The 14,780-nt window shown below is 45.9% G+C and carries 13 protein-coding genes and 1 pseudogene; 9 read left to right on the top strand and 5 right to left on the bottom strand.

Going from position 1 to position 14,780, the window contains the following annotated elements:
• Positions 1-215: 215 nt before the first annotated feature.
• The gene (gene ilvC / locus L976_RS02725; RefSeq protein WP_047533967.1) at positions 216-1,694 is read right to left on the bottom strand and encodes a ketol-acid reductoisomerase; all 1,479 of its coding nucleotides are present in this window, start codon (positions 1,692-1,694) and stop codon (positions 216-218) included.
• Between the two features lie 196 nt (positions 1,695-1,890).
• Here ilvC and ilvY point away from each other — a divergent pair, with 196 nt between their 5' ends.
• Positions 1,891-2,763, top strand: coding sequence for an HTH-type transcriptional activator IlvY (ilvY, locus tag L976_RS02720; RefSeq protein WP_047533965.1), 873 nt, complete (start codon positions 1,891-1,893; stop codon positions 2,761-2,763).
• A 47-nt stretch (positions 2,764-2,810) separates the two neighbouring features.
• On the opposite strand, the gene L976_RS02715 is transcribed toward ilvY, so the two are convergent.
• Complete coding sequence (locus L976_RS02715) at positions 2,811-4,127, bottom strand: hemolysin family protein (protein ID WP_037423329.1); 1,317 nt, start codon at positions 4,125-4,127, stop codon at positions 2,811-2,813.
• 170 nt (positions 4,128-4,297) lie between these two features.
• Here L976_RS02715 and L976_RS02710 point away from each other — a divergent pair, with 170 nt between their 5' ends.
• Positions 4,298-5,134: a substrate-binding periplasmic protein gene (locus L976_RS02710; protein WP_231570465.1), complete on the top strand. Its 837-nt coding sequence runs from the start codon at positions 4,298-4,300 to the stop codon at positions 5,132-5,134.
• Here L976_RS02710 and L976_RS02705 read toward each other — a convergent pair.
• The 3 genes from L976_RS02705 to L976_RS02695 form a co-directional block, all read right to left on the bottom strand.
• Positions 5,097-5,510, bottom strand: coding sequence for a YkgJ family cysteine cluster protein (locus L976_RS02705; protein ID WP_037423422.1), 414 nt, complete (start codon positions 5,508-5,510; stop codon positions 5,097-5,099). The genes L976_RS02710 and L976_RS02705 overlap by 38 nt on opposite strands.
• Positions 5,511-5,613: 103 nt before the next feature.
• Complete coding sequence (locus L976_RS02700) at positions 5,614-7,452, bottom strand: sensor domain-containing diguanylate cyclase (protein WP_231570464.1); 1,839 nt, start codon at positions 7,450-7,452, stop codon at positions 5,614-5,616.
• Between the two features lie 13 nt (positions 7,453-7,465).
• Entirely contained in the window at positions 7,466-8,491 is a 1,026-nt protein-coding gene (locus L976_RS02695; protein ID WP_047533963.1) for an ABC transporter substrate-binding protein, read from the bottom strand.
• Between the two features lie 388 nt (positions 8,492-8,879).
• Here L976_RS02695 and recG point away from each other — a divergent pair, with 388 nt between their 5' ends.
• The 7 genes and pseudogenes from recG to L976_RS02660 all read left to right on the top strand — a co-directional run.
• Positions 8,880-10,955: an ATP-dependent DNA helicase RecG gene (gene recG / locus L976_RS02690; RefSeq protein ID WP_047533960.1), complete on the top strand. Its 2,076-nt coding sequence runs from the start codon at positions 8,880-8,882 to the stop codon at positions 10,953-10,955.
• A gap of 175 nt (positions 10,956-11,130) precedes the next feature.
• On the top strand, positions 11,131-12,024 hold the full coding sequence (locus tag L976_RS02685) for a DUF3014 domain-containing protein (RefSeq protein ID WP_047533959.1): 894 nt from the start codon (positions 11,131-11,133) through the stop codon (positions 12,022-12,024).
• A 366-nt stretch (positions 12,025-12,390) separates the two neighbouring features.
• On the top strand, positions 12,391-13,131 hold the full coding sequence (locus L976_RS02680) for a beta-ketoacyl synthase chain length factor (RefSeq protein WP_037427685.1): 741 nt from the start codon (positions 12,391-12,393) through the stop codon (positions 13,129-13,131).
• Complete coding sequence (locus tag L976_RS02675; RefSeq protein WP_047533957.1) at positions 13,124-13,981, top strand: lysophospholipid acyltransferase family protein; 858 nt, start codon at positions 13,124-13,126, stop codon at positions 13,979-13,981. The genes L976_RS02680 and L976_RS02675 overlap by 8 nt, the downstream gene beginning before the upstream one ends.
• Positions 13,959-14,213 (top strand): phosphopantetheine-binding protein, encoded by a 255-nt coding sequence (locus L976_RS02670; RefSeq protein WP_011074022.1) that lies wholly within the window; start codon positions 13,959-13,961, stop codon positions 14,211-14,213. The genes L976_RS02675 and L976_RS02670 overlap by 23 nt, the downstream gene beginning before the upstream one ends.
• 9 nt (positions 14,214-14,222) lie before the next feature.
• Positions 14,223-14,471 (top strand): acyl carrier protein, encoded by a 249-nt coding sequence (locus L976_RS02665; RefSeq protein WP_011074023.1) that lies wholly within the window; start codon positions 14,223-14,225, stop codon positions 14,469-14,471.
• A pseudogene (locus L976_RS02660) lies at positions 14,471-14,780 on the top strand (hypothetical protein); the annotation flags it as partial. The gene L976_RS02665 and the pseudogene L976_RS02660, both read left to right, overlap by 1 nt.

Below are 14,780 nucleotides of genomic sequence, written 5' to 3'. Positions count from 1 at the left end.
GACAGCCAAACACAATAAAAAATTTTCTAATGTCAAAAAAATTCAGCTTCCCTGCCGAGACAATGCAAAACAACAAAGTAAAACGTTAACAAAATCGCGTTAGTGGAGAAAAACGCCGACTAACCCATGTCAGTTTTGCCCGCTCGACAACCAACGAAGCAGGAATCAATTTGTCACGCTAAGCCCCACGTCCTTAGGGGCTCGGCTTTTATCCATTAAGCTCCAACAATACTTTTCATATCAGTCATATAACCACGAAGTTCGGCACCGATATATTCCACAGGTGTGTGGCGAATCGCATCGTTAATCGCGATTAATTGCAGATTATCAACGCTATTAGAACTGTCCTTCAGACCCGCACCTAAATACTCTGGCGACATGGCATTCACATAGTCACGCAGCAGTGGTACTGCTGCATGGTTGAACAGATAACAACCGTATTCTGCGGTATCCGAGATCACCACGTTCATCTCGTACAGACGTTTGCGGGCAATGGTGTTAGCGATCAGCGGTGTTTCATGCAGTGACTCATAGTAAGCCGACTCTTCAACAATCCCCGCAGACACCATAGTGTCGAACGCCAGTTCCACACCCGCTTTGATCATCGCAACCAAGAAAATACCCTTATCGAAATAAGTTTGCTCGTCGATATGTTCGCTCGAAACAGGCGCATTTTCGAAGCCCGTTTCGGCTGTTTCGGCGCGCCAACGCAGCAGGTTCGCATCATCGTTAGCCCAGTCTTGCATCATAGTGCGAGAGAACTCACCGCTGATGATGTCATCCATGTGCTTTTCAAATAATGGTTGCAGGATTTCTTTTAAATCTTCTGCAATTTCAAACGCTTTAATCTTGGCAGGGTTAGACAGTCTGTCCATCATGTTGGTGATACCGCCGTGCTTAAGCGCCTCGGTCACGGTTTCCCAACCTTGTTGGATTAACTTAGCGGCATAGCCAGGCTCAACACCATCGGCCACCATTTTTTCATAACCTAGGATGGCACCCGTCTGCAACATACCGCAGAGGATCGTTTGCTCACCCATCAGATCCGATTTTACTTCAGCGATAAAAGAGGATTGCAACACGCCAGCACGGTCGCCGCCTGTGGCGCTCGCATAGGCTTTCGCGATGTCTAAACCATCCCCATTTGGGTCGTTTTCGGGGTGCACTGCAATCAAGGTCGGCACACCAAAACCGCGTTTGTATTCTTCACGCACTTCGGTGCCTGGGCACTTAGGCGCAACCATGATCACTGTAATATCGGGGCGGATCTGCATGCCTTCTTCAACGATATTGAAACCATGGGAGTAAGACAGAGTCGCGCCTTGCTTCATCAGCGGCATCACTGCGCTCACTACATTGGAATGCTGCTTATCAGGTGTTAGGTTCAGCACTAAATCGGCGGTCGGGATTAGCTCTTCAAAGGTGCCAACTTTAAAGCCGTTGTCTGTGGCTTTTTGCCATGAGGCACGTTTTTGGGCAATGGCTTCAGGGCGCAGGGCGTAAGCGATATTCAGCCCAGAGTCACGCATATTCAGACCTTGGTTAAGGCCCTGAGCACCACAGCCTAAAATCACAATATTCCAATCTTTGATGTAATTGCAGCCATCACTAAACTCAGAGCGGTCCATAAAACGGCACTGGCCAAGTTGTGCTAATTGTTGACGCAAATTCAGAGAGTTAAAATAGTTAGCCATCTGAGATACCACCTTTCAGTCGGGAATTGGGGACTCAACCAATATCAACCTATTGTTAACGATTGGTTGTGATTGAAATCACTATAACCTATGGCTATCGTTGCTTAAAATGATATATTCGAAACCTCATATTGCGTTTTTTGCAATGTCATTTTCAGTTTCAATACCCCAGATAAGCGGCCAATAGGACGAGGTTATGGACATACGCACCCTCAAATTGTACCTACACTTATGTGACAGTTTGCACTTTGCCAAGACGGCGGAGCAGATGCATGTCAGTCCCTCGACCTTAAGCCGCGCATTGCAGCGGCTCGAAGATGAAGTGAACGCAAAGCTGTTTGAGCGGGATAACCGCAGCGTGACCTTAACCCATGCGGGACGTGAGTTTAAATTGTTCGCCGAGCAGACGCTGCACCATTGGCGCGACCTGCGGCATAGTATTGATCTTAAGCAGGACGTACTGCGCGGCACCTTAAATCTCTATTGCTCAGTCACCGCCGTCTACAGCCATTTGCCGCAATTATTGGAGCGTTTTCGCCAAGAGCATCCCTTTGTCGAAATTGCGCTTACCACGGGAGATGCGGCTAATGCACTGGCCGAGGTACAACAAAATCGTGCCGATATTGCCATTGCCGCGCTGCCGGATCCTTTTCCTGCCACACTGCATTTTGCCAAGATTGATGATGTGCCGCTTTCATTAATCGCTCCCACTATGCGCTGTGCGGTGCAGCAACAGATTAACCAAGCTCAGATAGACTGGTCACGAGTACCTTTTATCATTCCTGACCATGGACCGGGGCGGCGACGAGCCGATAATTGGTTCAAACAGATGGGGATTAGTCCGAATATTTATGCCCAAGTGTCGGGACAGGAAGCCATAGCATCTATGGTGGCACTCGGCTGCGGCGTGAGCATTAGCCCTGAGGTGGTGATCAATAACAGTCCAGTACGGGATCGTATTCAGTTGTTACCTTCGCCAGTCAGTATTGCTCCCTTCGAACTAGGCTGTTGCTGTAAGGTCAAACGCTTGGACGATCCGATTGTCAATGCGTTTTTAGAGGCGATTTAAGCTTACAGGAGATAAAACGGGACTGAGTCCCGTTTTATTGCGCTTGATTAGGTATCTGGCGACTGTAATTTATCATTAGCCTCAATACGCGTCACCAGCAATTGGTCGACCTTGTAGGCGTCGATATCCACCACTTCAAACTTATAACCGGCGTAATTAACAAAGTCGGTGCGCTTAGGAATTTTGCGCAGCATGTACATCATAAACCCGGCAATGGTTTCGTAGTTTTGACTGTGGGGAAACTCTTCAATACCGAAGGCGCGCATGACGTCGGTAATCGGCGTCACCCCATCCACTAACCAAGAATTACCATCGCGGGCAATAATTTGCTCTTCGCTTTCGTGTAGCGACCAAGCGCCCATCACCGCACGTTGTAAATCGTTGGTGGTCACAATCCCAACCACAAGGGCGTATTCATTCATCACCACGGCGAAATCGGCGCGGCTATTTTTGAAGTATTCCATCGCCTCAGAAAGACTTAAAGTGTCAGGAATAATCAACGAAGTATGAACAAGGCTGGTGTCTTTTAAGGTAATTTTTTCGCCGTTAATCACACGGATCAACAGCTCCTTTGCGTCAACAAAACCTTTGACCATATCCAATTGGCCATCGCAGACCAAAAACTTAGTATGGGGATCTTCAGCAATTTTACGCTTGATATCCTCCTCGCTATCTTGCAGCAAGAAATACACTAAGCTCTCTCGAGCTGTCATGGCAGAAGTGACTGAAACGGTCTGCATTTCAAACACATTTTCCATCATTTGTTGCTCGCCCTTGTCGAGCACCCCCGCTTCAGCACCAGCGTTCATTACCGCATAAATATCATCGGAGGTGATTTCATCATTTCGAGCCGTTGGAATTTGTAGCAGCTTAAAAATCGCGCTGGCCATACCATTAAAAAACCAAACTAATGGTCTTAACACGGTAATACAAAAACTCATCGGGCCAACAACGGCCAAAGCAACCTGCTCTGGCATCGCCATCGCGATACGCTTAGGCATTAAATCCGCGACCAAAATAAAAGCACTGGTAACAAGTACAAATGACATCACAAAGCTCACCTGACTCAGCCAAGGATCGGCCAACCAAGGTGAAAGGAATTGATAAAAATAGGGGCGAAATGCTGATTCACCCACAATACCACCCATGATGGCAACAGCATTCAAGCCTATTTGAACCACAGTAAAAAAGCTGCCGGGATACGACTGTAAATGCAGCACTTTTTCAGCTCTGGCATCGCCCTCATCGGCTAACTGACGTAAACGGATTTTCCGTGATGCGGCCAAAGCAATTTCCGACATGGAAAAGAAACAACTTGCACCAATTAAACACAATATAATCATCACGTTATCTAAGAGACTCATGTAACACCTTTTATTTCACACTTGACTTACTTGCACCAACCCGCGCAGTGATTTTCGCGTGCCAGTTAAATATCACCCAGATACAGGGTTTGAATGTCGCGATAAAGAGCCAGTACAGCAAATAACCCTTTGCTACACTTTAATAATCGCCATTGAGCTTAAAGAGTATGATGCGTTCATTATATCCGCTAATCGCTTTACTATGCGTGATTCTGCTCTCGCCTGTTACCTATGGCGCCGATGAGCTTTCCCCATTTAGGTTACGCTTTTGTGTCGAAGAGACTGAATATCCACCATTTAATTACTTTGTTCGACAAGATGGTATTAAGACTTCCACGCTTAGCGGCTACGACATTGACCTGCTAGAGCGCACCTTTAAGCCCATTGGAATTGATTATGAAGTACTGGCTTTGCCTTGGCTCCGCTGTTTAAAAGACGTCCAAAATGGCAGCATAGATGCTGCGATGAGCGCATCGCTCAACCGACAAAGAGCGACTGATTATATCCCATCTATCGCTTATTATTACCTCACTCCAAGTTATTTTTATTTAAAAGCTGAATTGGACCCGCTGTTTCATATCGATGATATCAATCAATTAGCTCACTTTGGCAAGGTTTGCGGCATTAAAGGATTCAACTACGATAATTTTGGCTGGCGTAAAGAGACTCCTCTTAGCGAAATACATTCCCTAGGACATTTACCGGAAATGCTACTAAAACAAAGATGTAAGTTCTTTCTCGCCCGCAAAGAAATACTGGCGGGCACGCTAGCTTTGGCGCATGCTGCACAACTCCCTCAAGCACTAGCATCAAAGATCTCTCCTAATGCTCAGCAAGAAGCGTTTTACATGCTGATTTCTAAACATTCAGCCCATAAGGAGCTGATTGCTCATGAGTTTAATCGGCAGGTAAAAACGATGCAGGAGAATCATCAACTCGAAACCCTCTATCAATTTCATATTCAAAAACTTACTCACGGGGACGATAAGGGCAGTAATTCGCTTTAGGGCCAATTTGTGGGTGGTTACGACAGGTTTCAGGGCGTTGGTGATAAATAGTACAGCGGCGAGTTTTACCATCTAGATATAGGCAATCATCATTCGCCATACGGGCAAGGGTAAAAATCGCCGTTTTATGGTTATAGTTGTCAATAATACGCGCTTTTTGCAGGCGCTTGGCAATCGCCTTAAGATCGCCTTCAGCTTCAAAGTCATCCACCAAACCCATGCGCACTAAGTCACTTACGGTCACTTCAACGGGCAAAGTACAACAGGTTGCATGGCAGGTATCACACAGGCCTTTGCGATATTTTTGCCAAGTTGATAAATCATCAATATTAAAAATCGATACCGAATTTACCGTATTTTTGCTCCGTTTTGACACACCAAAACCTTCAGATAAACAATAAAGGGCGGCAATTATAACAGGCCCCAAATAGAAATAAATCTGTGGTCACAAACGGAACCAAGGCTTGACTAATACAAGCTCAAGAATGAGCTAGCGCTGTTTGAGGCGACTCCATCACCACTGTATTGCGACCACGCTCTTTAGCGCGATAAAGGCAGATATCGGCACGGCGTAATACATTCGAAATGGTGAGTTCATTTAATGCATCCGGCGGTAAATACACTCCACCAATACTAAGAGTAATCTTACCGGTAGGTGCACCCAAGTGCGGAATATTCAATGCAGCGACTTGATTGCACAGTTGGGTAGCAATGGCTTCCAATTGGATTGGTGTGATTTTCGCTAAAACAACTGCAAACTCTTCGCCACCAATGCGCGCTAGCAGCGCATTGGGTGGTAAAATTTCACAGCCTTTTAAATCCTGAGCCACTCGCCTAAGTACAGCATCGCCTTCAATATGCCCGTAGTTGTCGTTGTAACTCTTAAAATAATCAATATCCAACATCAACACACCGACTGCTGTGTTGCCATGGAGTAATGTGTCGAGTGTTTGTGTAAAGGGGCGTCGATTGCTCAGCCCAGTTAATTCATCGGTTTCAGCCATGACTCTGAGTTGCGTATTCACCGTTACCAGTGCTTGCTGTAAGTTAAGCATCTGTCGCTCTTTTTCTTCACGCAGCAATAACTCGTTCAGCGCTGCGGAAAACTGAGTCAACATCACTTTTTTTTGTTTAGTCCAATTTAGTGGCCGAGAAACCATTGATAGCGATAATAGCCCGACAATTTCATCGGCATTTTTCATGGCAAATGCGGCAATAGAGCAAATACCAATACCTCGAAGTAACCCGTATTCTTCAGGCGATGTTTGCTTCAATGAGTCGACATTCTCGATAACTAATGTCGATTCCTGCTCAAATTTTTGTGCCAGCAAAGTAACAATATCCGCAGAAATGCTAATAATTTCAGATACATTAGGTTCACTAGACCAAACGCAACGGTAGTTTACCTGTCGTTGGTTAAACTCTATTAGGCTTACCCTTTCGACATCAAATAATCGCCCGATTTTACGGCAAACCTCAGTAAGGTTGTTGTCTAAGTTAAGGGTCTCCACTGTTAAAAATTGCAATGATATTTCAGCTAACAGTTGGCTAGCTTGGGACTGCCAATTGAGCGCTTGAGTCCGCTCATCAACTAAACGTGCTAACTGACTTTGCTGTTGCTGCAATGCACGCTTTTGGCGTTTATTAACCGCAAGATCGTTACGAATTCTTTGATACATAGCCTGAAGCGATTGAGCAACATGACCAATTTCATCAGGATTTCTCACCACACTATCGGGTACGGTTAACTTAGGTAATGCATTCAGATTTATCTGGTTAGCAAACCGCTCCAATTCCGATAAACGATTGGTCACCAATAAACGCACCAGCGTAAGGATAAGATAAATCATCAGTAAGGTTTTAAGCCCATTGCCTAAGACAATAATGATCAATTGTTGCCATAATTCGTAATAGAGTTTGTCCGTATCCAGCCCGACAGTCAGCATACCAATCTGTTGTTCCTGATACATAATTGGGTAACGAAACAGAGTTTGTCGGGAATCCTTAGCGTGAATCGCCTTGCCCAACTGCATGGCTACGCCATCGATACTCTCTAAATTGACACTCGACACCATCGGCATCATGCCCAAGCCTGAAAGCAAATCAGATAACAGACCATGGTCCACATCCCAAAGTGACTTAGCAATAGTGGGTAAGATCGATTCGGAATATTCACGAATATCGGCAGTTGTATTATCAATGCTTTCTTGATAATTCCACACTAACTGCACCAGCATGGTCAGGACAGCAAAAAATGAGCTCACCCCAATAATAGTGAGCGTCATTCTATGACTGATGGAATGATTACGATGCTTCATGAATACCTATTAATTACTGTTGTGATAACTTATCCACTATTTGTGTCTTAAAAATCCCAGCCCAATACCTTGCAACTAACTTCTGATAAAAAGCTGAATCGGGATTAAGTACCCTAAAGAGTTCTATATCCTCATAGGAGGAATAACGTTGGGTCTCTTGGTATTGTTTGAGCTGAATTAACCCTAAAGCACCCGCTAAAAAATGCCCACCTCCCAGAGCACTCACTTTACGTTCTTGGCAGAGCGACAAAATCTCAGGGGAAGTATTAATCGAACTGACCAGTACATCACGTCCAGGTTCAAGGCCCTTTTCGCGGAGTGCTTTTACCACTCCGATAGCCATTTTATCGTTCGCCGTCCAGATTAAGGTTAAATCCGGATAACGGCTGAGCAAGGTTAATGTTTGATCATAAGCAATATCTTCACGCCATTGACCATATACCGTTTGAGTAACAATAACATTGGGTTGCATAAAGAAATAATCATTAGCGCCTTGAGTTCTTAACACTGATGCGGGCGTAGATTTATCGCCCGAGATTAATAAAACCTTAGCCTTTTTATTTTCTAAACGACTTAGCAAATTTTTAGCGGTATCAGCACCAATAGCATAGTTATCTGGGATAAGCGCTGGTAATAAATAAGTTTGCCAATGTGGATCTGCCAATAAGTGTTCTCGCTCGGCGACAGAAATATCATTTAAAATCAATTGAACATATATGGGATATTGATAAAGCATCTGCAACATTTTTATCGCAGACTGCTTCTCATTCACTAAAATAATATGAGTAGGAAGTGATGGCTGAGATTTTAGTAACGTTTCTAATTGAGCAATCATTTTAAAGTGATTGCGATCTGAATGTATGATTTGCAAATTAATATCAAGCTTTGATGAAGCCACCTGCATTAATTTATCGACATCACCCCAAAAGCTATCCGTAACCGCGCCTGGATTAAAAAAAACCACATCCAATTTAGCCCACGCAGGCAAAGCAAAACACAGTATGCCTATCCATAAACAACGTAAACATAATAGATGCAAAGGCGAGTACTCCTCGACCGTGTTTCCCCGCATGTGATCCATCACAGAGGTCACTTTATTATTATCGATTCACAACCTTGTTACCGCATAATTACCAAAACAACTCAATGGCAACCAACACTTCGATTAAACCACAAAATAACAAAAAGTGTACTTTATAATAAAGAATATTAATTTTTGCTCCTGTTTTAGGCTCGAAATTATAGAATATTCATTTAATATTAATAAGATAACTCGACGTATAAGATAAGAGGCTATTTTTAATTCCAATATTGCTCATTCAGCCTCTTTACATAGCGCACTTAACCACAGTCTATCCCCCAAGATTGCCTTACGTTTATTCTCTGTTAGTATATGTATAAATTAACAGTGATTGAGTGCTAACGACTTGCAGCAATTGGATCTTGTTCCGATCACCGAACTCAAGGGCGTCGCCAAAAGAGTCGCGGAAAAACTCGCCAAACTCGGCATCACAACAGTACAAGATCTGCTGTTTCACTTGCCCCTGCGCTACGAAGACCGCACTCAAATCTATCCCATCGCCGCACTCATGCCCGGAAATTACGGCACCATTGAGGCCGAAATCCAGTCGACTCAAATCCTTCAAGGCCGTAAACGCATGCTCGTCTGCAATGTGCGTGACGATACTGGCAGCATGAGCCTTCGCTTTTTTAACTTTTCAATGGCGCAGCGCAATGCGATGCAAAATGGATTAATGATCCGTGCCTATGGCGAAATTCGTCGCGGAAGTCATCAAGCGGAAATCGTGCACCCCGAATATAAAATCGTCTATCCGGGTGAGGATATTCACCTAAGCGATACACTTACGCCGATTTATCCCACCACCGAGGGCTTAAAACAGGCGAGTTGGATTAAGCTCACCGAACAGGCACTTGAATTATTAGAAGATGGCGGCTTGACCGAGTTATTACCCGCCCATTTGCAGCCAAACAACATGAGCCTAAAACAGGCGCTGCAAACCCTGCATCGCCCCCATGCGGGGATTTCACAATTTGATTTAGAGCTTGGTCAACACCCCGCGCAGCAGCGACTGGTGCAGGAAGAATTACTCGCCCACAACCTGAGTATGCTACGCCTAAGACAACGCAGTAACCTCGACGCCGCCGTGACCATGCATGCCACGGGGCAATTACTAAAGCCTTTTCTCGCCTCACTGCCCTTTAAACCCACAGGCGCGCAGCAACGTGTCGTTGCCGAGATAGGTAAAGATTTAGCACAACCGCACCCCATGATGCGCTTAGTGCAAGGGGATGTCGGCTCAGGCAAAACCTTAGTCGCCGCCCTCGCCGCCCTTCAAGCGATTGAAAACGGCTATCAAGTGGCCATGATGGCGCCCACCGAATTACTCGCCGAGCAGCATGCAGCTAACTTTGCCGCGTGGTTTGAACCACTAGGATTAAAAGTCGGTTGGCTTGCGGGTAAGCTTAAAGGTAAAGCTCGGGCGCAATCTTTAGCGGATATTGAATCTGGCGCGGCACAAATGGTGATCGGCACCCACGCCATTTTTCAGCAACAGGTTATCTTCCATAGGCTCGCTTTAATTATCATCGACGAGCAGCACCGATTTGGTGTCCACCAGCGGATGGGACTCAGGGAAAAAGGTATCAATCAAGGGTTTCATCCCCATCAGTTGATTATGACGGCAACCCCGATCCCACGGACGTTAGCCATGACAGCCTACGCCGATCTCGACACCTCGATTATCGATGAGTTACCCCCAGGGCGCACACCCGTCACCACAGTCGCCATACCCGATTCGCGCCGTAATGAAGTACTCGAGCGCGTCCGCAACAGCGTGATCACGGACAAACGCCAAGCCTATTGGGTCTGTACCTTGATTGAAGAGTCCGAAGTCCTCGAGTGCCAGGCCGCCGAAGATACCGCTGAAGAATTGCGCCAAGCACTGCCGGAGCTGACCATAGGTTTAGTACACGGCAGGATGAAAAGTGCTGAAAAGCAACAAATTATGACGGACTTTAAAGCGGGAACCATCAACTTATTGGTGGCAACCACAGTAATTGAGGTCGGCGTCGATGTCCCTAACTCTAGCCTGATGATAATCGAAAACCCCGAACGATTGGGACTTGCACAGTTGCATCAACTGCGAGGACGAGTAGGGCGCGGTGCCGTAGCCAGTCATTGTGTGTTACTCTACAAGGCGCCACTGAGTCAAACCGCAAGTCAGCGGTTGAATGTCCTACGGCAGAGTAATGATGGTTTTGTTATCGCACAGAAAGACCTAGAGATACGTGGTCCCGGTGAAGTGTTAGGCACTAAACAGACAGGGCTAGCCGAACTTAAGATAGCTGATTTAGTTAGAGATCAAGCGCTTATACCACATATCCAAAAGCTTGCGAATCATGTGATGTCGCAAGCACCCGATGCGGTTGATGCCATTATTCATCGTTGGCTTGGGCATAGGCAACAATATGTCCAAGCGTAAACCTTAAGCTAACCCCTTCAAGGTAAAATAAATTCAACCTGTTCAGCTAACCGCTATGGACAAGCGCGTGTAAACTTGCAAAATGAACTTGCAACCTAAAAGGCGGCACTTGCACTTTAATGTTAGCTGCATGATATTCACCACATTACCTTGACACTGAAGCGAAGGATGTAAAATGCAAGTTAATCAAGATGATAGAATTACACCTCAAGAGACCTCGTCTAGCAGCAATCGCTTTGCATTGATTGCGATTGTGCTCGTCATCCTGCTCTCTGCGGCAGGTTATTACTACTATAGTAAAGATGACTCACCCAAACTCATTCCTAATGCACCGATAGTACTACCAGAGCCACCATCGTCAGAACCGCTTACTCTGGAAACAAACCCGGAGCCTGAAACCACTCCAGTGGAAAACGTAACACCACAAACGACCACGACGGAAACTGACTCAACCACTACCGTTGAGCCTCAAGCGCCCGTAGAAACGGTGCCAAACTTGCCTGAGAGTGATGCTTTTGTGCATCAAAAAGCACTGGCACTTATCAGCAATAATGTCGTAGGTTCATCCTTAGCCACACAAGATTTGATCCGTCAGTTTGTAGTCTTCGTGGATAACTTGGCGCAGGGCGAATTGACCCGCAAAGTCAGCCCAATTAAGGGCCCTGAAAAACTCTTTACCGTGGCGGAAATCACTAACAAAGTGTATTTAAATCCAGAGAGTTACCACAGATATGATGCCTACGCGACCGTCATTGCCAATATGGATGAGCAAAGCTTAATGCACACCTACAAGCAACTCACGCCGCTATTTGATGAAGCCTTCGCTGAACTGGGTTATAGCAACGCCAAGTTCAATGACAGAATGCTACAAGCAATTAAGGTAATGCTCGCAGCGCCAATTATTGAAGAGCCCATTGAGCTGAGTTCAATTAGCGTCAACTATCGCTTCGTTGATCCCAATTTGGAAGCCTTACCCAGTGCCCAAAAACTGCTTGTTCGTATGGGACCAGAGAACACTCGTAAAGTGAAAACTGCACTGCGTAAAATGGAAAGCCAACTCGCACAATAGATTGATATTCAATCAATAGTGGCATTATTAATAATAAACAGGCGCCTCGAGCGTCTGTTTACTATTGATATCAGAGCCTGTTCAACTGAGGTTAAGCCACTTAGTCTACACTCCCTGTCTTTATCCCGTTCTGAAAACTATGTTAGCCAACAGTGACAAAGCAAAATCTCATTGCATTTTATTAACCTTGCATATGCAAATGACTTCATTAAAACTAAGGACTTAGTGTAGAATGTGCCGTTCAATAAATGGGGGAATTGTGTTCGTTCATCCAACGAGCAAATAGCGATAAGCCAGTCAATTCATTAATGTTTTCGCTTAGTTAGGGATAACTAAGACAGCTTTAAATAGTGTCGAGGCAAAGTAGTGCAACTCAGATTCAGCATCCTCTCTTGGGGGGCGTGGGCTCCAAACTATCAGCAGCATGATGACTGGCAAACTTGGTGCAAGCACTCGGCTGAAACGACCAAAGAGGCTTCACCCACTGACAGCATATCTCCGGCACTTCCCCAAGTGCCAGCCATGCAGCGTAGACGCTTTAGCCGTTTAACAAAAATGATGCTAGATGTCAGTTTTCAATGTGATACGCCACCAAACTGCCGTTCGATATTTGCTTCCCGCCACGGCGAACTGCATCGCACTATTGGCTTGCTCGAAGATATTATCGCTAAGCAACCGCTTTCTCCCTTAGGTTTTAGTCAATCCGTGCATAACACTGGCAGTGGTATTTTTGGCATTTTACACAATAACACCGCCCCTTCTACCTCAATTGCCGCAGGCACTGAAACCCTTTCCCAAGCCATGGTGGAAGCTTTCGCCCAGCTACATCAATCAGCAGAGCCGTTATTACTGATCTTTGGCGATGATCCTGTGCCGCCGGTATACGATGAGTTTACCCAAGAGTATGAACTCCCCTTAGCCTTAGGTTTTACCCTCGCGCCCGCTTGTCATCGCTCGTCCGTAAAGCTCACGCTAAGCCAACTGACTCAAGCACAGCAACAAGTTACTCCTGCGCTGTCCTACGGCATGTTGATCCATGCTCTAGCGACCTCACAAAACATTGCTGGCTGTTTATCCCATTGGCACTGGAGCGTAGAGCATGGCTAATCCCGCTCCACAGGGTGCACAGTTCAATGTCGCTTATACGCTGCCCGAAAAACGCCGCACGGGAATCAACTATATTCCCCGTTGGCTCGGTGGCGTCAGTTGCTATATTGCCTTTGGTTTAGGTGGACTGTTAAGTTCGCTCACTATATTGCCTTTACTGCGTTTTTGGCCCGGCACACCTGAGGCGAGGATTATCCGCGTGCAAAAAGCCGTGCACACTATGTTTAAAGGCTTTGTCGCTATGTTGACGTGGGCTGGGGTGATCAACGTTAGCACCCACAATGCCGAGCAGTTACATAGCGCCAAAGGGGTGATCGTCATAGCCAATCACCCGAGTCTCGTCGATGTGGTGGTGTTGATCAGTCTCATGCCCAATGCGGGTTGTATCGTTAAACAAGGCCTTTGGCGTAATCCGTTTTTACGTGGTGTGGTTTCCTGCGCAGGTTATATCCCGAATCGCGGCGCAGAGTTGATGCTCGAAGATTGCAGCGAAGTGCTCGCCAGAGGCACTAATTTAATTATCTTCCCTGAAGGTACGCGCACAGTATTTGGCTCAATAATCAATGAGTTTGCCCGGGGCGCCGCCAATATTGCCATTCGTACCCAAGCCGATATTTTACCTGTGGTTTTGCGCACCAATGTACGAGGTTTGACAAAGGAACAGCCTTGGTATGAGATCCCAAGGCAAACCATGGGAATGGCCGTCGAAATCGGCAATCCAATTCCTCACCAAGCCTATCAAGCCCCTTTGGGTGAGCATGCGAAAATGGCCCGACAATTAACTCGGGACCTTGAACAATATTATCAACAACAACTCGAAAATAATTATGACTTTACACAACGAAATTAAACAGTTAATTATCGACTGCCTCGACCTAGAAGATGTCAGTATTGATGATATTGAAACCGATGCGCCGCTATTTGGTGACGGACTCGGACTCGATTCTATCGACGCCCTCGAGTTAGGGTTAGCCATCAAGAAAAAGTTTGATGTCAAAATCGAAGCCAACTCGGATAGCACTAAAGCACATTTTTACAGTGTGGCCAGCCTTGCTAAATTTATCGAATCACAGCGCCCATAGGAGAGGAAGATGCAAAACCGTGAACAAATCCTCGCTATGCTGACCACGATTTTAGTGGATGAGTTTGAAATCGATGCCGATGCGATTACCCCTGACGCCAATCTTTACGAAGAGTTAGATCTGGACAGTATTGATGCCGTCGATCTGGTGATTAAGCTGCAACAACTGACAGGCAAAAAAATTCAACCCGATGAATTTAAATCCGTTCGTACCGTCAATGATGTGGTCAACGCCATTGAAGGCCTAGTAAAAGACTAATGCGCGTCCTGCTACAGGTGCTCACCGCACTCGCGCTGATCGCCTACCCAGTTGCCGTGTATTTGGGGCTAAACTATCTACCCGCAGGCACAATCGCCCTAGTGCTTTGCCTATTGTTAGTAGTGCGTTTAATGCTGCAAAAGCAAAAGGTTAAAACCTTAGTCTTGCCTTTGCTTGTGGGGATTGCCCTCACTGCTGGCAGTTTTGCGGCAAAACGTAGTGACTGGCTGTTGTATTACCCGGTGGTGATGAATCTCACCATGTTAGCCCTGTTTAGCTACTCGCTATACCAAGGCCCAAGCATGATAG

This window comes from Shewanella sp. ZOR0012 (assembly GCF_000798835.1).
Lineage (GTDB): Bacteria > Pseudomonadota > Gammaproteobacteria > Enterobacterales > Shewanellaceae > Shewanella > Shewanella xiamenensis.
The sequence above is the reverse complement of the archived record's forward strand: the minus strand, read 5'-3'. Positions and strand labels throughout refer to the sequence as shown.

Coding starts and splice junctions, on each gene's coding strand:
- ilvC (WP_047533967.1), bottom strand. CDS start 1,694: ATGGCTAACTATTTTAACTCTCTGAATTTGCGTCAACAATTAGCACAA.
- ilvY (WP_047533965.1), top strand. CDS start 1,891: ATGGACATACGCACCCTCAAATTGTACCTACACTTATGTGACAGTTTG.
- L976_RS02715 (WP_037423329.1), bottom strand. CDS start 4,127: ATGAGTCTCTTAGATAACGTGATGATTATATTGTGTTTAATTGGTGCA.
- L976_RS02710 (WP_231570465.1), top strand. CDS start 4,298: ATGCGTTCATTATATCCGCTAATCGCTTTACTATGCGTGATTCTGCTC.
- L976_RS02700 (WP_231570464.1), bottom strand. CDS start 7,452: ATGAAGCATCGTAATCATTCCATCAGTCATAGAATGACGCTCACTATT.
- L976_RS02685 (WP_047533959.1), top strand. CDS start 11,131: ATGCAAGTTAATCAAGATGATAGAATTACACCTCAAGAGACCTCGTCT.
- L976_RS02675 (WP_047533957.1), top strand. CDS start 13,124: ATGGCTAATCCCGCTCCACAGGGTGCACAGTTCAATGTCGCTTATACG.
- L976_RS02670 (WP_011074022.1), top strand. CDS start 13,959: ATGACTTTACACAACGAAATTAAACAGTTAATTATCGACTGCCTCGAC.
- L976_RS02665 (WP_011074023.1), top strand. CDS start 14,223: ATGCAAAACCGTGAACAAATCCTCGCTATGCTGACCACGATTTTAGTG.